Annotated in this window: 19 protein-coding genes; 9 read left to right on the forward strand and 10 right to left on the reverse strand. The window is 54.6% G+C overall.

Annotated elements, in window-relative coordinates; translation table 11 throughout:
• Positions 1–63: 63 nt before the first annotated feature.
• Positions 64–1,689, forward strand: coding sequence for a glycosyltransferase family 2 protein (locus SynBIOSU31_RS00530; RefSeq protein WP_255477465.1), 1,626 nt, complete (start codon positions 64–66; stop codon positions 1,687–1,689).
• A gap of 4 nt (positions 1,690–1,693) precedes the next feature.
• On the opposite strand, the gene SynBIOSU31_RS00535 is transcribed toward SynBIOSU31_RS00530, so the two are convergent.
• The 9 genes from SynBIOSU31_RS00535 to miaA form a co-directional block, all read right to left on the reverse strand.
• Positions 1,694–4,300: a glycosyltransferase gene (locus SynBIOSU31_RS00535; protein WP_186491301.1), complete on the reverse strand. Its 2,607-nt coding sequence runs from the start codon at positions 4,298–4,300 to the stop codon at positions 1,694–1,696.
• A complete protein-coding gene (locus SynBIOSU31_RS00540) occupies positions 4,297–5,409 on the reverse strand; it encodes an SGNH/GDSL hydrolase family protein (RefSeq protein ID WP_186491302.1) in 1,113 nt (370 codons plus the stop codon). Before SynBIOSU31_RS00540 ends, SynBIOSU31_RS00535 begins: the two co-directional genes overlap by 4 nt.
• A 10-nt stretch (positions 5,410–5,419) precedes the next feature.
• Positions 5,420–5,581 carry a DUF5989 family protein gene (locus SynBIOSU31_RS00545; protein ID WP_186491303.1) on the reverse strand — a complete coding sequence of 54 codons (162 nt, stop codon included), beginning with the start codon at positions 5,579–5,581 and terminating at the stop codon, positions 5,420–5,422.
• A 17-nt stretch (positions 5,582–5,598) separates the two neighbouring features.
• On the reverse strand, positions 5,599–6,000 hold the full coding sequence (locus SynBIOSU31_RS00550; protein ID WP_186491304.1) for an SxtJ family membrane protein: 402 nt from the start codon (positions 5,998–6,000) through the stop codon (positions 5,599–5,601).
• Entirely contained in the window at positions 6,000–7,838 is a 1,839-nt protein-coding gene (locus SynBIOSU31_RS00555) for a carbamoyltransferase family protein (protein WP_186491306.1), read from the reverse strand. Before SynBIOSU31_RS00555 ends, SynBIOSU31_RS00550 begins: the two co-directional genes overlap by 1 nt.
• Positions 7,839–7,886: 48 nt before the next feature.
• Positions 7,887–8,624 (reverse strand): serine O-acetyltransferase EpsC, encoded by a 738-nt coding sequence (gene epsC, locus SynBIOSU31_RS00560; RefSeq protein ID WP_186491308.1) that lies wholly within the window; start codon positions 8,622–8,624, stop codon positions 7,887–7,889.
• Positions 8,625–8,679: 55 nt separating this feature from the next.
• The gene (locus tag SynBIOSU31_RS00565) at positions 8,680–9,669 is read right to left on the reverse strand and encodes a GntR family transcriptional regulator (protein ID WP_186492742.1); all 990 of its coding nucleotides are present in this window, start codon (positions 9,667–9,669) and stop codon (positions 8,680–8,682) included.
• A gap of 428 nt (positions 9,670–10,097) precedes the next feature.
• The gene (infC, locus tag SynBIOSU31_RS00570) at positions 10,098–10,757 is read right to left on the reverse strand and encodes a translation initiation factor IF-3 (protein ID WP_186491310.1); all 660 of its coding nucleotides are present in this window, start codon (positions 10,755–10,757) and stop codon (positions 10,098–10,100) included.
• A 54-nt stretch (positions 10,758–10,811) separates the two neighbouring features.
• Positions 10,812–11,744, reverse strand: a complete 933-nt coding sequence (miaA, locus tag SynBIOSU31_RS00575; RefSeq protein WP_255477290.1) for a tRNA (adenosine(37)-N6)-dimethylallyltransferase MiaA — start codon at positions 11,742–11,744, stop codon at positions 10,812–10,814.
• Between the two features lie 117 nt (positions 11,745–11,861).
• Between miaA and gyrB the strand changes: the two genes are divergently transcribed.
• Genes gyrB through SynBIOSU31_RS00595 form a run of 4 tightly spaced genes read left to right on the forward strand, consistent with a single transcriptional unit; the run spans position 11,862 to position 14,958 of the window.
• A complete protein-coding gene (gene gyrB / locus SynBIOSU31_RS00580; RefSeq protein WP_186491315.1) occupies positions 11,862–13,829 on the forward strand; it encodes a DNA topoisomerase (ATP-hydrolyzing) subunit B in 1,968 nt (655 codons plus the stop codon).
• Positions 13,829–14,167, forward strand: a complete 339-nt coding sequence (locus SynBIOSU31_RS00585; protein WP_186491317.1) for an SH3 domain-containing protein — start codon at positions 13,829–13,831, stop codon at positions 14,165–14,167. The genes gyrB and SynBIOSU31_RS00585 overlap by 1 nt, the downstream gene beginning before the upstream one ends.
• A 22-nt stretch (positions 14,168–14,189) precedes the next feature.
• Positions 14,190–14,561 (forward strand): fluoride efflux transporter FluC, encoded by a 372-nt coding sequence (locus SynBIOSU31_RS00590; protein ID WP_186492743.1) that lies wholly within the window; start codon positions 14,190–14,192, stop codon positions 14,559–14,561.
• A complete protein-coding gene (locus SynBIOSU31_RS00595; protein ID WP_186492744.1) occupies positions 14,554–14,958 on the forward strand; it encodes a fluoride efflux transporter FluC in 405 nt (134 codons plus the stop codon). Before SynBIOSU31_RS00590 ends, SynBIOSU31_RS00595 begins: the two co-directional genes overlap by 8 nt.
• Here SynBIOSU31_RS00595 and SynBIOSU31_RS00600 read toward each other — a convergent pair.
• Positions 14,933–15,412 carry a glutathione peroxidase gene (locus SynBIOSU31_RS00600; protein WP_186491319.1) on the reverse strand — a complete coding sequence of 160 codons (480 nt, stop codon included), beginning with the start codon at positions 15,410–15,412 and terminating at the stop codon, positions 14,933–14,935. The two genes, SynBIOSU31_RS00595 and SynBIOSU31_RS00600, sit on opposite strands and share 26 nt — an antisense overlap.
• 111 nt (positions 15,413–15,523) lie before the next feature.
• Between SynBIOSU31_RS00600 and SynBIOSU31_RS00605 the strand changes: the two genes are divergently transcribed.
• The 4 genes from SynBIOSU31_RS00605 to SynBIOSU31_RS00620 all read left to right on the forward strand — a co-directional run bounded on the left by SynBIOSU31_RS00605 (position 15,524) and on the right by SynBIOSU31_RS00620 (position 20,388).
• Entirely contained in the window at positions 15,524–16,600 is a 1,077-nt protein-coding gene (locus tag SynBIOSU31_RS00605) for an acyltransferase family protein (RefSeq protein ID WP_255477466.1), read from the forward strand.
• Between the two features lie 170 nt (positions 16,601–16,770).
• Positions 16,771–17,709, forward strand: a complete 939-nt coding sequence (locus SynBIOSU31_RS00610; RefSeq protein ID WP_186491323.1) for a methyltransferase domain-containing protein — start codon at positions 16,771–16,773, stop codon at positions 17,707–17,709.
• Positions 17,710–17,831: 122 nt separating this feature from the next.
• Entirely contained in the window at positions 17,832–19,277 is a 1,446-nt protein-coding gene (mgtE, locus tag SynBIOSU31_RS00615) for a magnesium transporter (RefSeq protein WP_186491326.1), read from the forward strand.
• A 52-nt stretch (positions 19,278–19,329) separates the two neighbouring features.
• Positions 19,330–20,388 (forward strand): RpoD/SigA family RNA polymerase sigma factor, encoded by a 1,059-nt coding sequence (locus tag SynBIOSU31_RS00620; RefSeq protein WP_255477291.1) that lies wholly within the window; start codon positions 19,330–19,332, stop codon positions 20,386–20,388.
• Positions 20,389–20,412: the final 24 nt, after the last annotated feature.

The following is a 20,412-nucleotide window of genomic DNA, read 5'->3' on the forward strand; positions in this document are numbered from 1 at the left end:
GAAAGTGAAGCGATGGAGGCCTGGGCTCGGGATTGGCTGCATGCACCCAGGATTGCGGTGCTGATGCCAGTTTTTAACCCTAAACCTGAATGGTTGCAACAGGCGATTGATTCAGTGCGTGAGCAGATTTATCCCCATTGGCAGCTTTGTATTGCTGATGACTGCTCCACGGATCCGCAGATTCATCAAATTCTGGAAGCTGCAGCGGCGTCCGATCCACGCATTCAGGTTGTCTTCCGTAACGACAATGGCCATATTTCTGCGTGCTCAAATTCGGCGCTTGACCTGGTTGATTGCCCATGGATGGCTCTGCTGGATCACGACGACTTGCTATCAGTCGATGCTCTGGCCTGGATAGCTCGCGCTATTCATGATCACCCACAGGCTCGCTTGTTTTACTCGGATGAGGATAAAGTTGGTAAAAATGGTGAAAATGTAGATCCCTATTTTAAGTCTGATTGGGACCCTCTTCTGATGGAATCCCAGAACATGTTTTGCCACTTAGGGGTTTTCGAAACCGAACTTGTGCGCAAGCTCGGAGGATTTCGTATTGGCTTTGAGGGTGCACAAGATCATGATCTCGTGTTGCGATGTACTGAGACAGTTCAGAGATCGCAGATTGTTCATATTCCGCGAATTCTTTATCACTGGCGTGTTCATTCGCAAAGTACGGCGTCCGGTTCCAATGCCAAGCCCTACAGCGATGATGCTGGGATCAAGGCTGTTGAAGGCTATCTTCAGCGGCAGGGTCTTCCTGTCCAATCAGTTGAGCGCATCGCAGCAGGAATGCATCCCAAGTTTTCTCTTCCTGTTGATGGACCTTGTGTGAGTGTGATCATTCCCACTCGCAATGGACTCAATGTTTTAAGGCCGTGCCTTCTGAGTTTGATTGAGCAGACTGACTACGCCAACCTTGAGATTTTGGTTGTCGATAATGGTTCTGATGATTCGGAGACGTTGATCTTTCTGCAAGATCTCGAGCAGCAAGGCTCGATCCGTGTTTTGAGAGATCCAAGTCCATTTAATTATTCCGCACTCAACAACAGCGCTGTTGAAAAGGCGACTGGGGACTGGATTTGCTTATTAAATAACGATATTGAAGTCATCAATGCTGATTGGTTGTCGCACTTGCTGTCTTACGCAATGCGGCCCGGGGTTGGAGCTGTGGGAGCGCGCTTGTTGTATCCCAACCGCACGATTCAGCATGGTGGTGTTCTCCTCGGTGTGGGTGGTGTCGCAGGACATGCCCACCATGGTCTTGCAGAGGATGCTTACGGATATTTCAGTCGTGCTCAATTGGTTCAGGAGGTTTCCGCTGTTACGGCAGCCTGTCTACTAGTCAGCAAGACAAACTACCAAGCTGTAGGCGGACTTGACGCGGACAATCTCAGTGTGGCATTCAATGATGTTGATTTCTGCCTCAAGCTGATTGAGAAAGGACTGCATAATGTCTATGCACCATCGGCTGTTTTGCTACATCACGAATCAGTGAGTCGTGGCTATGAAGACACCCCGGAGAAGCAGGCTCGATTCTCATCTGAAGTGGCCTGGATGCAGCAGCGATGGGAAAATTACCTAACTTGTGATCCTGCTTATAACCCTAATCTCGCTTTAGATGGAGAACCTTTCAGGCTTGCGAAGCAGCCTCGTTTGCAGGGCTGGCCTGTTGCACAACCGCTGCAATCTTGAGTTGTTAGAGGGGCCAAATCGCCCGGTCATGGCATTGGGGAAGATCCAGCCAAGGATGTCGCATCTGCAACAGGCGACTGAGTCGGCGTTCCTGCTGAGTTGTACTTTCAGCCCGCATTGAGTTTTCGTGGCTGGTGTAAGTCGCCAGAACCTGAGGGCACAGCACACCGTGCCAGCCTCGGTCGATCAGCGAGCACCAGAAATCAAAGTCTTCCCAGCCGCCTGGGATGTGGGTGTAGCCCCCTACCGCTTTCCATGCTTCATGCCGCACCAAGGCCATGGCATCGATGTAGTTGCCGCCGCGAAACTGTTGCTGCTGCCAGGGGATATCGCTTACCAGCACCCTTTGGTCATCGCTTCCCTGTTCTGGCTTCACGCGCACAAGGCTATGTATGACCGCGCAATGGCAATCGGCTTGCAGAGCAAGATGCCCACAGTGTTTTACAGCGTTGCTGTCGAGAGAATTGTCGGCATCCAGCACAAAGCACCAGGCGCTGCTTGCCGCTTCAAAAGCAGTGTTTCGCGCTGAGGCTAGTCCGCCATTCTCGCTGTGTTGAATCAGCAGGCAGCGACCCAGATGCGAATGATGGTTGTCCATCCACGACTGCACGACGGCGGCGCTGTTGTCGCTCGAGGCGTCGTCGACAACGATTAATTCGATGCGTGCGGCGTCGGTCTGCTCCAGCACACTGTTCAACGCATCGAGGATTCTGGAGCTGTAGTTGTAGAGGCTGACACAAACGCTGATGCCATCAATCAGGGGCTCAGCACCGCTCGTATACAGCAGGTTGGAGCTGGGCTTAGGGGTGTCACTGACCGTGGTTGATGGGCAGCCTTGGCGATACCAGTTCAGTTCTTGAAGCAGCTCTTTAGCGCCGATGGGTTCTTGCAAGATCAGGATCGGTGCGGTCTGTCGTTGGTTGGACTGCACCAGTACTTGCCATGCCTGCCATATGTCTTCCTCCGGCGTCGGCTGCTGTCGCACGATCTCCAGGCCAGCATTTAGACAGCCCTGAAGCCATTGCGCCATCAGCCAGGCTGTTTTTGGATTATTGGATTCAAGACTGTTGAAGCCTGGAATACTCAGCAGTGGGGCCTGCAGGTTTCGGTTGAAACCTGGGTTGGTGTTGCTCAGGCACAGTGTCGAACCCAGATCTTTCAATCGCCTCGGCTCGGCGAGTCCAAGTTCGGTTGCGCAGGATTCCCAGGTTGTCGTTGAAGCTCTCAAGTAGTGGTTCACCGCTCGCGATGGTGTGACCCAGGAGGCGTTAATTCCAAACTGGCGTAGGAATTGCACGCGTTTGCGATCGGGGTCCCAAACCCGCTCCAGTTGAGCGAGGTGCAACAGTTCTTTCGAGCCCTCAGCACCGATGAGCACATCAGCAAGGTTGAGGGCAATCGGGCTGACGCCCTGGCTGCCCATCACCTGGGCTTCAAAGACTTTGCTTGGATCGGAGTCGATCGGACAGTGCTGAATCCAGGCGTGAACGGGCCACTGATTGAGGTCCCCGCCGCGCACCTGAATCGTGATGTTGTCATGGCTTGCTCTCCAGCTTTCAGCGGCAGGAACAGGGCCAGCCAGGGCGGCGATGTGTTCGAGTTCAAAGCTGCGAAACCCATGCGTTTCCCACGAGTGCAGTTGGTGTTCTGCTGCCGGCCCCTGGCTGCCGCACATCACTTCCGCTAGTCGGCCCCATGGGTGATCGGCAACACGATTCGCGGGGGGGAGACCGCGCTTAATTTGCAGGTTGCGTTTGAGTTGGCTACGCCGGCGTGGCAATGGGGCTAGCGCCGGAGGGTCCAGCTGTTTGCTCAGCCACTGCTCCAGGCTTTGTCGATTGGTTGGTTCTAGAGCCAGCTTTGCAAGACGTCGATAGAGCTTTTTCACCGTGCCGGCAACAGGAGCAGGCAGTTGGCTTTGCTGACTACGGCGGTGCTCTGGTCTTATGGCCTTCAAGGCCTGCTGTTGCTGCTCTTTGGAACTCAACGGCGCAAGGTTGCGGACTTGCCTGAGCGCTTTGTCTGGATCAAACCAGTGGCTGTAGCTCAGCACTTGCATGGGAAGATCAGCGCCATCACGCAGCACCTGCGCGTTGTGATGCCACCAGAGGCGCTGAGCCCGCCATCCATCCATCCCGGTGATGGACTGATCCCGACGCACGAGAGACACCATCACCTCAGCAGGATCCCGGATCGCCAGCAGCAGCTGCAGAGGGATGTTCAGGCTTTCGCAGGCTTGCTTCCACAGTGGCAGCAGCAGACTGCTGCGTGGATCCTTGATCGCCCATGGACCTGTCTGAGCCTCCGCTTCTGAGTGCAGAAGTGTCTTGAGATCACCCAAGGCTCGCTGCCCTCGGTTGCTGTCCAGCCACCCTTGCGGCAGTGGCTGCATCCCTCGCGGTGAGGGCCACCAGCGCTCCAGATCGATCAGCAGCTCTTCTTGTAGAGCGGTCACGTCGGCACGTTCGAAGTAGCCCTCGGGGTTATGAGTATCACCGTCCAGCAAGGGTCCCGGCATTGCGATGCCACAGGCTGGCAACAACGACCCCAGCAGGGACGTGCCGCTGCGATGCATGCCGACGACCAGGATGAGAGGTGCTCGCTGATTCATCGTTGCCTCAGCTGTTCAGCGATCAATTCGGCCCAATGGCTGGTGGTGAGGGGGCCGGGATGATTATCAAATGGCTCGAGGTTGTCGCGGGTCCAGAGGCCGCCGCCGCCACGCAGATCCAGAACGGCTACACCCCGTTGCCGGTAGTGGTTGATCACGGCACTGTCGTGATCACCCTGCAGCCAGAGCACCATGGGGGTGGCCTTTAGAACTGCGGTTTCCTGGAGAATGGCATCAACCAGTGCCGTGGTGACCTTGATTTGTTGCTCGCGTCTTGGATCTTCTTCGAGATGATCGTCAAATAAGGGGATCTGGCTCACGGCCAGCGTTCCGTCGATCAAAGATGCTCTGGGATGGGTGTAAGCCTTCGCTAGGGCAGGCTTGCGTTTCAGCTGTTGTTGAAAGGTTCCGCAGCTGGGATTGAAGGTTCTCAGCCGAGAGGGTGCTGCCACGTTGCGCTTGAGGTAGTAATCCGCATGTCCCAGCAGGACGTGTCCTCCCTTCAGTTGCTTTCGCAGCTCTGCCGGGATCAGAGTTTGCTTGTTGTTGGCGTCGCGCAGCATCAGCCATTGATGCACCGTGCCGAATCCACCACCGGCGTAGTTGGCCACGGGTTGATGAGGCAACAGGCTCTGCAGCTGCCAGGCCAGTGAGGCGTTATCCGACAGTCCTGCCCCCAGTACAAAGCTGTCGCCAAGCACCAACACTGCGGGTGCTGTTCCGCTGGAAGCTCCAGCAGCTCGGCTCAACCGTTCACCCTTTGAGCCTGTGCTCAGTGTCCACTGATATCGGTTCACTGCCCCAACGATGCCCATGCGTTGAACGTCCTCGGGCAGCTGAATTGTGGCGGTGTTGATGCTGTTTTTTCTGTACCAGTATCCGAGTGTTGGCTCTGGCACGTAGGGGGATTGCGGAGACCAGCTGGTCTTGCGTTCACAAGCGCTCTTGGCTTTCGGTGCCTGGATTGTGCGTCCGTTTTTGAGTTGACGGGCCAGTCGTACCAGGGCCAGCGGTTCGCCCTTGTGTTGTGCAACCAAGGCTGCAATCACTTCAGCGATGGCCAGCAGGCTGGCCAGGATCAGCAGGTTGACGACCAGAAGTTTGCGCATCTGAGTGGCGTCAGAACAGGCTGTAAATGAAGGGAGCCACAACTGTGCCCTGGGTGAATACCAGAAGTGCTCCCATCAAGACGAGCGTGAGGATCAAGGGCACGAGCCAGTACTTTCTGCGAGCTGCCATGAAGGCCCACAGATCTCCGAGCAGATCAAACAGTGCGGCCATTCTCTGCGGAGCCCAGCTCAGAAAGGTTGTTTGAGATTAGTCCGCCTTCCCTGGACCACTTCGCGATAACTGTCAGTTGATGCATCCCAACGCTTGCGCAGCGGGTCGTGGCCTAGGCATCGCATGATCAGAGCAATCGGTTGCAGCACAAAGACGAACACAACTCCAAGGATCAGATGGCTGTTGATGAACCCAAGCACGTTGCCGAGAGCCATCCAGCCTCGATAAACAAGGCTGAGCCGTTGCGGTGCAACCACGCCCAGCAAGATCAGGAGCACGCCGATGCCCACTGGCCACAGTGGTGCTGAATGGCTGTGTAGAGCAGGTAGAAGCACGCAGAAGAACAGAGGAATCAACACACCCAATAGCAATCCGAATTGCCTTAGCTGCTTGCGTTTCGGGGTTGGTTTGGATGCCATCAATCGAGTTCGAACTCCGTCATCCAGTTGTTGTCACTGTGTTGTTCCGGTTGGTCTGTTTTCAGTAAAAGCTGATTTTCAAGCACCAGGACATCCATTTCGGTGCGCATAAAGCAGCGATAGGCATCCTCGGGAGTGCAGACGATCGGTTCCCCGCGAACGTTGAAACTGGTGTTCACCAGCGTGGGGCAACCCGTGCGGCGATGAAAGGCGGAAAGTAACCCATGGAATCGTGGGTTGGTTTTGGCATGCACGGTTTGCACCCGGGCCGAATAGTCGACATGGGTAATTGCCGGTAAAGAAGATCGCGGCACATTTAGTTTGTCGATCCCGAACAATTGATTCTGTTCTTCCGTCATCGGAATACAGAGTTTGTTGTTTACTGGGGCAACGATCAGCATGTATGGACTGGCTTGATTCAGCTCGAATTGATCATTCACATGGTTGTCCAGCACTGATGGTGCAAAAGGACGGAAGCTTTCGCGATATTTGATTTTCAGGTTCATCACGCTTTGCATCGCCTGGCTGCGTGGATCGCCCAGGATTGAGCGGGCGCCAAGTGAGCGAGGACCGAACTCCATGCGTCCGTTGAGCCAGCCAACAACCTTGCCTTGCTCGAGCAGATCAGCAACGGTCTCGAACAGTGTGGTGTCGTCGAAAGTGTTGAAGGGAATTCCCTTGCTATTCAGATGGCTACAGACCTGGTCATTGCTGAAGCAAGGTCCCAGATAGGTGCCCTGCATCGCGTCATCTCCTGTGCAATGGCGTGGTTGCTTGAAGTGCTCGTGCCATGTCACCAGTGCCGCTCCCAGGGCTGATCCAGCGTCTCCACTTGCTGGTTGAATCCAGATGTCGTCGAACGGACCTTCTCTCAGCAAGCGGCCATTGGCAACACAATTCAGTGCCACTCCACCGGCAAGGCAGAGGCTCTTGGCTCCGGTCTCCTTGTGAATGCTGGTTGCCAGGGCGAGCACAATGTCTTCGGTGACCAGCTGAATTGAAGCGGCCAGATCCATGTGAAATGGTGTTAATTCACTTTCCGGTTTGCGTGGTGGTTGGCCGAATAATGCATGGAACCGGTTGCTGGTCATGCGGAATCCACGGTGAAACTTGAAAAAATCAAGATTCAGTCTGAAGGTTCCATCGTCTTTGACATCGATGAGATTGTCGTAAATCAGATCGACATATCTTGGAGTTCCGTAAGGGGCTAGGCCCATCAATTTGTATTCCCCTGAATTCACCTTGAAGCCGCAGTAGGAGGTGAAGGCCGAATAGAGCAGGCCGAGAGAATGTGGGAAGGAAATCTCCCAGAGGGGATTCAGTTGGTCTCCATGTCCCATCCAGGCGGAGGTGGTCGCCCACTCCCCCACACCGTCCATGCAGAGAATGGCTGATGATTCGAATGGGCTGGGAAAAAATGCGGCTGAGGCGTGCGAAAGATGGTGTTCTGAGAAAAGAAGAGGCGGAATTGTGGCGTCCTGTCCTGCAATCTCTTGCAGGTTCTTTTTCATGATCTGCTTCAGGAAAAGCTTTTCATGCAGCCACGTCTGCATCGCCGCCACGAAAGAGCGCCCGCCACGGGGGGAGGCGCCGATGTAAGTCTCAAGCAGACGCTCAAACGTGAGCAGCGGCTTTTCGTAATAGGTCACTGCCTCCAGCTCGCTGATGCTGAGTCCGGCCTGATCGAGGCAGAAGCGAATCGCGTGGTGTGGGAAGCGTGCGTCGTGTTTTTTGCGGCTAAAGCGTTCCTCTTGAGCAGCACAGATGACGCGCCCATCGATCAGCAGAGCCGCCGCGCTGTCGTGGAAGTAAGCAGAAATCCCCAGGATGGCCTTCATGACGATCGCAGCAGGATCTTGAGTCGTTGCGGCACCTTACCGCTCAGATCACTCTCCCAGAAACTCAAGGATTTCCCTGTCTTTCAGGTTTTGTGAAGCTCCAGCGCAGACCTCGTTGATCGGCTGGTCAGCAGCGATCGCTCGCAGGCATGTCTGCAGTGTTCCCACCTGGTTTTCCAATTGATCAATCCGTTCCATCAGGTTGCGGATCACGTTGGCTTCGGCGTCTGGTAGAGCCGAGTGGGCCAGAGGGTTGATGCGTACACCGCTCTGATGGATCACCCGCCCAGGGATGCCGACAACGGTGCAGTCGGCGTCAACATCACGCACAACCACGGAGCCCGCGCCGATTCGCGTGTTGGTTCCGATTTTCAGAGCACCGAGCACCTTGGCCCCGGCACCCACCACCACATTGTCTTCAAGGGTTGGATGGCGTTTGCCGCTTTTTTTGCCGGTGCCGCCGAGTGTGACCCCTTGGTAAAGCAAGCAGTGGTCTCCAATTTCCGCTGTTTCACCAATCACCACACCCATGCCATGGTCGATGAAGACTCCTCTGCCGATGCTTGCTCCGGGGTGGATCTCAATGCCTGTGAGACCACGGCCCAGTTGACTCAGCAACCTGGACGGCAGTTTGAGCGGCAGACGCGAGTGCCACATGCGGTGGCTGAGACGGTGCAGGGTGAGTGCCTGAAAGCCTGGATAGCAAAGCAGGATCTCCAGCGGGCCGCGCGCCGCCGGGTCACGTTCGCGAATGATCGCCAGGTCGGCTCGGATGTGATTGAACATGCCTCGGAGCCGCGCCCTCAGCGCTTGAAGGCGTCATTTTGGCAGTTGGCAGTCTTTAGTCGCTTTGCAGACCGATCTCCTTGCGCAGTAGTTCGATCGTGTCTCCACTGAGGTAGCTCTGGGAGCAATGCACCTGGGGCATGCGCATCAACTGGGACCGGTTTTGGCGCAGGCTTTGTTCCACAAGAGGCAGGCTGGGGCGATCGCAGAGCACGTGGCTTGAGGCCCTGAGCAGGGCGAGCAGGCGACTGCCGACATCAGGTGTGGCTGTCATCAGCAGGAGCTCGTTGCCGCGCATGCTGTGAAGGATCACTTCTGCGGCCCGCAGAATGCCAGGACTGATGCTCACAAGCCCCACACAACTTCCCTGACGCAGTTCCTTGAGCATGGCGAGCTCTTCTCTGAAGTCATTGAGATCCACGGCCACGGCGCGGACTCCATGACGCTTGGCCAGCTCCTCCACCGGTTGCAGGAAATAACGGCTGGTCACAACGGTGCCATTGCTGGCGCTTTCCAGAACACTTTCCAGCTCCTCCATCGGCACCACTTCAACCGGTACATCGAGGCTGGGTTCGAGTTCTTCGGCGATCAACATCGAGGCACCGATGTCTTCCCTTGGTGTGCTGACCAGGACCCTGGCACCGCAACGCAGACGCCAGTCAATCTCCCGGGTGAGTAGATCCCTGGTTTGCTGCAGGGTGCAGCCCGCATTCAGCAGGCCATCCACACACTTGCGAACTTCACGGTCCACATCGGTGACACCGCGGTTGCGCGGATTCGTTGGGGTGCGCATTTCCCGTGGCTTCTGCTGATCGCGCACATAAATGCCTGATCCCGCCATGGCTTCCACCACACCGTCGGTTTCAAGTTGGCGGTAGACCTTGCTGATCGTGTTGCGGTGCAGGCCGGTCTGCATGGCCAGCTGACGCGTGCTGGGCAGACGGTGACCCGGTGGGTAGTGCCGAGCTGCGATCGCGAAGCAAATCTGGTTGTAAAGCTGGGTCGACGCCGGGATGTCGCTTTCCTGTTGGATGTGGAATCGCACGCCGGTGGGCCAGATCAAGATGCGGCCACCTTAAGGAGTGAACGGCTCGGTGACAATTCCCTGGTTGGTCCGTGTCCATGTGCCGATTGCTGCGAGTGCTCTGATTTCAGGTGTCTCGAGCGTCACGAGGATCTTCCATGTCCCTTCTCCTCCCCGTTGTGGGCGTTCAACCGCAGCTTGCCGGGCTCAGGGCTGGACATCTGGGACAGCACAGTCATGATTTCGTCACGATTTGCCGTTGATTGCGTTTCCTTTTTTGTTGTTTGACGCCAATGGTCGTCAAGGATTGGTGGGCTTATTGGCTCGCGAGTATGTCATCGACAATGACATCGAAGATGTCATTGTTTTGTTGACGTTCTGTTTTGATGAATCACTCGGCAAGTTTTAAAGAGTGGGTGCCGAATGACATTGTTTGTTGATTGGCTTCGTTAGCCGTTTCCCGCAGGCTTGCTGATCTGCCTGGCCGCGGCGCGCGGGGGTGCCGTGATCGTGCGCACGGCTTTGTTCGCAGCCTCTTCCTTTTCGTCTTGCTTTGCCAGGGGCGTTTTGCGCGGTGTGAGGAACATGATCATGTTGCGTCCTTCACGTTTGGGGGGTTGCTGGATCTCTGCAGGCTCCTCCAGATCCTTGGCCATGCGCCTTAGCAGAACCTCAGCAAGAGCTGTGTGTTGAATCTCGCGGCCGCGGAAGATCACGGTGCATTTCACTTTGTCGCCGGCCTTGAGAAAGCGCTGGGCCTGACCAATCCGCACGTCGTAATCGTGTTGATCAATTTTGTATCGCATCTTGACTTCTTTAACTTCGGTCTGATGCGATTTTTTCTTAGCTTCCTTGGCCTTTTTCTCTTGTTCGAACTTGTACTTGCCGTAATCCATGATCCGGCAAACAGGTGGATCAGCTTTTTCGCTGACCAGAACAAGATCCAGTTCCCGTTCTTTGGCCACTGATAACGCTTCTTCCCGGTCAATCACTCCCAGTTGAGTGCCGTCTGCATCCACCACACGAAGCTGTGGGTAGTTGATGCGATCGTTGATGTTGGGGAGCTCCCTGACAGGAGCACGGCGGTCAAAACGAGGACGTGGTGGCATTCAGTGATGAAGAGGCTGCCGGAGAAAAATCTGGGCCCGGCGGGGTTTCTGTCTTCACACTAGACCGGCTTCGATCTGCTGACTGGCATCGTTGAAGGGATCGGTATCACTGAGCCAGTGAGGCTGATGCTGACGTCTGAACCAGGTGCGCTGGCGCTTGGCGAACTGTTGCGTGCGCTTGGTGGTCTGCGCGATGGCGCTGGTTCGATCGAGATGCCCCCCAAGCACCTGAAGTGCTTCCCCGTAGCCAATGGTTTGCAGTAGTGGCAGGTCAGCTCCGTATTGCTGCTTCAGTTGTTGGGTTTCTTCAATCAGTCCCTGGGCATACAACTCTTCGGTGCGCTGGCTGATGCGCTGGCGTAGATCGGCTGGATTGAGCCCGAGTTCGAGCACGCGCCACGGAGGAGGACTGGCACTGGTCTGCGAGCTCATCGCTCTGCCAGTGGCGTAAAGCACTTCCAGTGCTCGTTGGGTGCGGACTGCATCGGCTGCGGAGATCCGTGCGCCTGCCTCAGGGTCTGCGTCCATCAGCAGTTGATGACAAGCCGCCTGACCTAGCTGCGCCAGTTGCTTTCGCAGTGCCGGCTGAGGTGCGACCGAGGGTGGTTTCAGCCCAGCGGTGAGTGCCTTGAGATAAAGGCCGCTGCCACCCACCAGGAAAGCGGCACCTCGCTCGTTCAGGCTGCGGTTCACCATGGCAAGTGCCTCGTCCTGAAATTCGCGCAGGGTGATCGGTTGATCAGGTCGGCGCAGGTCAACGAGGTGATGTGGCACCCGTGCTCTCTGCTTTGCGGTCGGTTTGGCAGTGCCTACATCCATGCCCTCATAGAGCTGCCGCGAATCAATGTTCAAAATCTCGAGCTCGTAGCGTTCCGCCAGCTCGAGGGCCAGAGCCGTTTTGCCACTGGCGGTGGGTCCCAGCAGCACCACCACCAGTGGTGGGAGCTGCGCTGATCCTGGCGCTGCCGGTGGGCTGGGGTCAGACATGGAGCGGAGTAGGGGGTGGACCCCCCGAAAAAATGACGTCTCAGAGGCCTCTGCAAGCGCCTCTGGCATGCCGGTGGTAGATTCAGCCTGACAGGAAGCCTGGTCGACTCAGATCGCATGAGCGAAGCCGCGAAAGTACAGGCGGCCTATGGCGCCGAACAAATTCAGGTGCTGGAGGGTCTTGAACCCGTCCGCAAGCGCCCCGGGATGTACATCGGCACCACCGGGCCGAGGGGTTTGCATCACCTGGTCTATGAGGTGGTGGACAATTCGGTTGATGAAGCCTTAGCAGGTCACTGCACCGAGATTCAGGTGGTGCTTGGCGAGGACGGGTCCGCCTTCATCTCCGATAACGGTCGTGGCATTCCCACTGACGTTCACCCCCGTACCGGCAAGAGTGCACTGGAAACGGTGCTGACCGTGCTGCACGCCGGTGGCAAGTTCGGTGCCGGCGGATACAAGGTTTCAGGCGGTCTTCACGGTGTTGGCGTGTCGGTTGTCAATGCTTTGAGCGAATGGGTGGAAGTCACCGTTCGCCGTCAGGGCAAGGTGCATCGCCAGCGCTTTGAGCGTGGAGCTCCCATCGGCAGTCTTGTTTCTGAAGATCAGCCAGCTAGTGAGAATGGTCTCACTGGCACCAGCGTGCAGTTCAAGCCCGACATTCAAATTTTCACTGTCGGCATCGAATTTGATTACGCGACCCTGTCTGCTCGCCTGCGCGAACTTGCTTATCTCAACGGAGGCGTGAGGATTGTCTTCCGCGACGAGCGGGAGACTGCCCGCGATTTAGACGGCAATCCCCGAGAAGAAATCTATTTCTACGAGGGCGGCATCAAAGAATATGTCGCTTATATGAATGCTGAAAAAGATGCACTACACCCTGAAATCATTTATGTGAATGCCGAAAAGGATGGTGTCTCGATTGAAGCAGCACTGCAGTGGTGCGTTGATGCTTATTCCGACAGTATTCTTGGATTCGCCAACAACATCCGCACAGTGGATGGCGGCACCCATATTGAAGGCTTGAAGACCGTTCTCACTCGCACGCTGAATACTTTTGCGCGTAAGCGCGGTAAAAGAAAAGAGGCGGATGGCAATCTTGCCGGAGAGAATATTCGTGAGGGACTGACAGCAGTGCTGTCTGTGAAGGTGCCTGAGCCTGAATTTGAAGGCCAGACCAAAACCAAATTGGGTAATACGGAAGTTCGTGGCATCGTCGACAATCTTGTCGGTGAGGCTCTCAGTCAGTACCTGGAGTTCAATCCAGGGGTGATCGATATGATCCTTGAGAAGGCCATTCAGGCCTTTAACGCCGCAGAAGCTGCCCGCCGCGCTCGTGAATTGGTGCGGCGCAAGAGCGTCTTGGAAAGTTCAACATTGCCTGGAAAATTGGCAGATTGCAGTTCTCGCGATCCTGCTGAATCCGAGATCTACATTGTTGAGGGGGATTCGGCTGGTGGTTCCGCCAAGCAGGGCCGTGATCGTCGTTTCCAGGCAATCCTGCCATTGAGAGGCAAGATTCTCAATATTGAAAAGACTGACGACGCCAAGATCTACAAAAATACTGAAATCCAAGCTTTGATCACAGCTCTTGGCCTGGGGATTAAAGGGGAAGATTTTGACGCTAAGAATCTGCGTTATCACCGGGTTGTGATCATGACAGATGCAGATGTTGATGGTGCGCACATTCGTACTTTGATCTTGACATTTTTCTATCGATATCAGAAAGAGTTGGTCGAAGGTGGATATATTTATATTGCATGCCCTCCTTTATACAAAGTTGAGCGGGGTAAAAAGCATTCATATTGTTACAATGAGCAGCAATTGCAAAAAACGTTGGACGGATTTGGTGAAAAAGCTAATTACAACATCCAGCGATTCAAAGGTTTGGGCGAAATGATGCCCAAGCAACTTTGGGAAACCACGATGGATCCTTCCACTCGCACCATGAAGCGAGTGGAAGTTCAAGATGCGTTGGAAGCGGATCGCATTTTTACAATTTTGATGGGCGACAAAGTGGCCCCGCGGCGGGAATTCATCGAAACCCATAGTGCTGAGCTCGACATGGCAGAACTCGATATCTGATGAATCACTCCGCAACGGTGATGCTGCGTTGGAGCTGGTTGCTTGGCGTGTCCTTAATCGGTCCTGTCGCTTTACCGGCAGGCGGGGCAGAACGGCGTTTGCCGCAGATTCGTCGCCAGCAGGGCAGCGGCCCTCTACTGAGTGGCAGCGACTGTGTACTGCATTCCAGTCCGCTTGTTGCAGCTCCTGCTTTGCGGCGACTGGAGATCGGAACACCGTTGCAATTGTTGCGTCGATGGCGCAGTGATGACGGCAGGGACTGGATTCAGGTGAAGGTCACCTCTGGACCTGCGCTTACTGATGCTGTAGAGCGGCAGAGAGGTTGGATTCATCACTGAGTCCAGTTTCTATGAGGCGTTGATGGTTGGGCTGGGTGCCATTCCTGGCGCCTGGTTGCGCTTGAGAGTCGTCAATCACTTTGAACCCCTGGTTCCCAGGAAGCACTGGGGAACCTTTGCGGTGAATCTGGTGGCTGCATTCGCCCTGGGCCTGGTGCTCGGTTTGGAGCGAACGGGGCGTTGCGACAACTCCACAGGTGTTTCCGCGCTGATTTTGTTGGTGGGTACAGGATTTTTTGGAAGCCTGAGCACGTTTTCCACCTTTGCAGTAGAGGTTCTTACCACGTTGCGTGAACGCCGTTGGGGAGAAGCCGTTTTGCTCACAAGTGGTTCGGTGATCGCTGGTCTGCTGGTTGCTGCTGCAGGTTTCAGTCTGGGACTTGTCAATGCCTGAACAGTCGCCGTCTCTGTCCAAGGAGCTTCAGGAGCTTGTTTTGGTTGCCGTGGGTGCTGTGCCAGGAGCTTTGTTGCGCTGGCAGACCAGTGCTGTGTTTCATGACCGAGACGTTCTGGTGAACGTTTTCGGTTCTCTGATCTTGGGCTTGTTGCTGGGCCTACCCTATCGGCCGCGGCTTCAGCTGCTGGTTGGAATTGGTTTCTGCGGTTCGTTGACCACGTTCAGCAGCTGGATGGTCAACAGCGTGAATCTGATTGTTTCGGGCCAGCCGTTCGAGGCCCTTGGATTGATTGGCATGACCTTAGGGCTGGGCCTTGGTGGCGCAGCCCTTGGTTTATGGATCGGCCGCAGCGTCGATGCGCTGAAGCTCAAGCCTTCAGAGCCGCCTCGATAGCGCTGTTGAGTTCAGCCTCTTCAGGGGCAACTCCGCTCTTGTAGCGAGAGAGAACCGTACCGTCCTTGCCGACCAGGAATTTTTCAAAATTCCAGGCCACATCTCCAGCAGGCTCCGCCTGATTAAGCGTGCTGTAGGGCTCGGTGGTGCTGCCTGTGGCATGCACCTTGTCGAACAGTTCGAAGCTGGCTCCGTAGGTGGTTGAGCAGAAGCTCTTGATTTCATCAAGGCTGCCGGGCTCCTGGGCTCCAAAGTCGTTGCAGGGAAATCCCAGAACGCAAAGGCCCTGTGCGCCGTACTTGTCTTGCAGGGCTTGAAGGCCGGCATATTGCTTGGTGAAGCCGCAACGGCTAGCCACGTTCACGATCAGCAGCACTTTTCCGGCGTAGTTACCTAATGACTGATCGGTCCCTGTGGAGGTTTTCACCACAACCTTGGAGATGTTGACGGACATTCGGGGAAAAGAGCTTCGCGGCGACCTTAGCTACGTCGTACTCTCCCCTGATCGAAAGGTGGACTCCTGGATCAGTCACCATCGCGCGGCATTTTCTACGAAGGGATTGATCTGTTCCGAGCAGGTGCCGTTTTTCTTGTGCTCTGGTCTCACGCAGGGCCATTACTCCCTGACACCTGGCCGAATGTTCTGTCTGCCAACTGGTTTCGACCTGGCTTTTGGGGAGTCACAATCTTTTTTGCCATCAGCGGCTTTCTGATCATCGGGCAATTGTTGGATGTGGTGATGGACCGGCGCCAGGAAACCATCAAGGTATTTGTGTTGCGCCGCTGGTTTCGGACAGTTCCTACGTATTGGATTCTTCTCGGTCTATTCAGCTGCACTGGATTTGTCATTTGGTTTGGTTGGCGCTCACTGCTACTGAATGCCCTGTTCATTCAGGGACCAATGATTGGGATTCCTGTGCTGTTGCCTGTTTCATGGAGCCTGGTGATTGAAGAGTGGAGTTATCTCCTCTATGCAGTTTTTGCGGCGTTGCTGCTGTTCTGTCGTCGGCGTTATCAGCTGCCGCGTTCGTTGATGGAGCGATCTTTTCTTGTTCTGCTTCTGTTTCTGCCTTGCCTGTCTGGTGCATTGCGTTGGTCTGTGATGGACCAGGGTGCTTCTGTGCAGATGATCAAGCAAGGGCTTTTCTCGCAAATCGATGCACTGTCTTACGGGGGATTGCTGGCTTGGTGGATGCGTCGGTCGCCAGAGAACTTCGATCGATTGGCTCGCTCTGGGAACGTGGTTTTACCTATTTTGATCATCGTGATTTGCGGGGTATCCACATCAGTTCCCGATTTGTTCCGTAATGTGCTGGATCCCCTTCCAGAAGCATCAAGGCTTTGGGTTGCCTTCGGTTTTTATCCGACGGTTGGTTTCCTCGCCTCGGCTCTGATTGTGTCGAGTTGGAAATTCAGGTATTCCTTTCTTCCCGTTTCAATGCGCCGTGCATTTCGGGAACTCAGCCGTTGCAGTTACTCCGTGTATTTGCTGCATATGCCTCTAGCCAGTCTGCTGATGCAGTTCAATATGCCAATCGTCTTGCGTTTGATCACCTATTTCCTGGGTTCCATCGGCATTGGTAGCCTTTGTTGGCAATGTCTAGAGCGACCTTTCATGCGCCTTCGAACCAAAGTGTGTTGAAGCCGCACTTGCATGAGACTGTGTATAGTTATCTGTGATTTACAGATTCTCCATGATTTCTTTTTGAGAAACTCATGATGCCTGTGCCGATCAGAATTATTTAGATTCAATGTACTGATAATTGGTGTAACAAGATTGCTTCGAATTTGATCCTTGCTGAAGACACTTTCATGAAATCACTGTTCCTGAAGATTCGCAGACGTCTAGCCAAGCAAGATCGCCCGGAGGCAGTCCAGCATGAGGTTTTTTCAAGGCGCGACTTTCTTTTGCGGGATGTCAGGAAATCTGAGATAGGTCTCGAAATTGCTCCTTTTTTTCGCCCGCTTGCTCCGAAGGCGGAGGGTTATCGGGTTGAGACCATCGATATTCTTTCAACAGAGCAACTGCGCCAATGGATTCATGATGATTCTTCTTTGCCCAATGAATTAATCAATCAAATTGAAGAGGTTGACCATGTCGGCTCAGCATCTCGGATTAAAGAAACTATTCAATACAGTGGTGAAAAGAAATATGCTTATATTCTCTCAAGCCACAACTTTGAACATCTCCCTAATCCCATTCAATTCCTGAGAGATTGCAATGATATTTTGTCAGAAAATGGCCAGATTTGTATGGCAGTCCCTGATCTTCGCTGTTGTTTTGATCGTTTCCGAATGCCGACGCAGCTTGATGATTGGATGCAAAGTTTTTATGAGCAGAAGTCGTTGCCAAGCGCTTACGATCGTTTCCGTGCCTGGTATAAGCGTTGCAACAATATTGGTGTTTTAGATCATGCTGAATCTGAAATTGTTTTGCATCCAAATCCACTGAAAAATCTCAATACTGCCTTTGCTGAGCTGCAGGAAACACTTGCTAACGGTCATAGTGAGTACAAAGACTGCCATGTTTCTGCCTTTACGCCATCCTCCTTTATTCTCCTTATTAAAGAATGCATCGAGCTCAACCTCATTCATTTAGATGTTGTTGATATGGTTCCCACCATTGGAGACGAGTTTTTAGTCAGGCTAAAAAAAATGACTGATTTGAATCCACTAAGTTCTGAACAGAGGCGCGATTTGTACTTCAAGATGCTTGCTGAGCTTGGTCTTCCCCCTTCTGGGTCAAAATGATGCATTACAGTAAAAATGATTTAAAACTTTTAGTCATTTTTAAAATACTAATTTCCTGTTCTCACGAACTGAGATGAGAGCAGACTTGTTTATAATCACAACAGCGAGGTTTTGCAGCATCGATGACTGAAAAGCCCGCAGCTCCTCTCAATATTGGGCTCGATGCGGACCTCTTGCTGCATGAGCTCCAAGGGTTGTTGGAGATGGGTAATTATGACGCCGTTAAGCCGTTGTTATCTCCCTTGCAGGAGGTGGATATCGCTGAAGTCATTGGTGGTTTGCCTCGGACACTTCAGGCGCTTGCATTTCGTTTACTCAGCAAGGATGAGGCGATCGAGGTTTATGAGTATCTCGAGCCTCCCGTCCAGCAGAGCTTGTTGGAGTTGCTGCGCTCTGGCGAGGTGCTTGAGCTTGTGGAGGAGATGTCCCCGGATGATCGGGTGCGTCTCTTCGATGAATTGCCCGCGAAGGTTGTGCGGCGGCTGCTTTCGCAGCTGAGTCCTGTTGAACGTCGCGTTACTGCGCAGCTCCTTGGTTACGCCAGTGAGACGGCCGGGCGCCTGATGACCACTGAGTTCATTGACCTCAAGGAGGTTCACAGTGCCGCTCAGGCACTCACGATTGTGCGTCGCCGTGCGCGCGAGACAGAAACGATTTACAGCCTTTATGTCACGGATGCTGGGCGGCACCTCACCGGGATCCTGTCATTGCGTGATCTGGTCACTGCTGAGCCCGAAAATCGCATCGGCGATGTGATGACCAGGGAGGTGGTGAGCGTCAACACCGACACGGATCAGGAGGAGGTGGCTCGAGCGATTCAGCGTTACGACTTTCTGGCTGTGCCGGTCGTGGACCGGGAGCGTCGCCTCGTGGGCATTGTCACCGTGGATGACGTGATTGATGTGATCGAGCAGGAGGCCACACGCGATCTTTACGCGGCAGGTGCGGTGGAGGCTGGTGATGAGGACGATTACTTTCAGAGCAATTTGTTCACCGTCGCTCGACGGCGGGTTGTTTGGCTGTCGGTGTTGGTTGTGGCCAGCTTTGTCACCTCCGAAGTAATTGCGGTCAATGAAGAGGTGCTCAAGGAGGTGGTTCTTCTGGCTGCTTTTATTCCGCTGTTGGCAGGAACTGGCGGCAATGTGGGCGCCCAAAGTTCCACTGTGGTCATTCGTGGTTTGAGCACGCAGAGCATCACTTCACTTGGAGAGTTCAGGGCTGTTGCGCGCGAAGCGACCGCCGGTTTGTTGCTTGGCCTTTTGATGATGCTGTTGGTGGTTCCTTTTGCTTGGTGGCGTGGTCAAAGCCCGCTGGTGGGCTTATCGGTGGGCACCAGTCTGTTGGCGATCACAACCTTGGCCGCGACCGCTGGTGCAGCGTTCCCCCTGTTGTTCAACCGATTGGGTTGGGATCCGGCGCTGATGTCCACACCGTTCATCACCACTTGTACTGATGTGGTGGGCACACTCATCTATCTGAAAACCGCCCAGTGGCTCTTGCTGAACATGCCCCAGCTCGTTGCAGCCACAGGTATTTCTACCCAATTACTCGCTGCCATCCATTTCTGAGAGGAAATTTACGTTTCTTAGGAGTACGCTTTACACAACTCAATGAAGCGTCATGGCTCCTGCTATCGCCGCTGCGCCCGTAGCGACTCCTCTCAAGGTTCTTCCTTCAAAATCACCGTCCTCTAAGGGCTCTGCAGGTAAGACAGTTGCTGTTCGTTCAGCAAGTGCCGATGTTGACCTGGTGCGTTCCTACTTGCGTGACATCGGTCGTGTGCCGCTGCTGAGCCATCAGCAAGAGATCACGCTGGGCCGTCAGGTGCAGGAACTGATGGTGATCGAGGCTCAAGAAGCCGAGCTAAGCGATCAGCGTGGTGGAGAAATGGTGCCTCCAGCTGAACTCGCCAAAGCCGTCGGGCTGAGTGCAGCGCAGCTCAAGCGCAAATTGCAGGCAGGACGCCGCGCTAAGGAGCGGATGGTGGCGGCCAATCTGCGGCTGGTGGTGAGTGTTGCCAAGAAGTACACCAAGCGGAATATGGAACTGCTGGATCTGATCCAGGAGGGAACAATCGGTCTGGTGCGTGGTGTGGAGAAGTTCGACCCAACGCGCGGCTACAAGTTCAGCACCTACGCGTACTGGTGGATCCGTCAGGGGATCACGCGTGCGATAGCGGAGAAGAGCCGGACGATCCGGTTGCCGATTCACATCACGGAGATGCTGAACAAACTGAAGAAAGGCCAGCGTGAATTGAGTCAGGAGCTGGGACGGACGCCATCGGTGACCGAACTGGCGGTTTTTGTGGAGCTGCCTGAAGAAGAGGTGAAGGAACTGATGTGCCGTGCGCGTCAGCCCGTGAGCCTGGAAATGAAGGTGGGCGACGGAGATGACACCGAATTATTGGATCTACTGGCGGGTGATGGCGAACTGCCAAGCGAACAGGTGGAAGGAGAGTGCCTGAAGGGAGATCTGGGAGATCTGCTGAGTCAGCTGCCGGAACTGCAGGAACGTGTGCTGCGGATGCGATATGGGATGGACGGAGAGGACCCGATGAGCCTCACGGGCATCGGTCGAGTGATCGGCATTAGCCGCGATCGTGTTCGCAATCTCGAGCGCGATGGATTGGCCGGACTTCGTCGCCTCAGTGATCAAGTGGAAGCTTATGTCGCCTGCTGAATTGTTTCAGCGGTGACTCAGCCT

The organism is Synechococcus sp. BIOS-U3-1 (assembly GCF_014279975.1).
In the GTDB taxonomy this organism is placed as follows: Bacteria; Cyanobacteriota; Cyanobacteriia; order PCC-6307; family Cyanobiaceae; genus Synechococcus_C.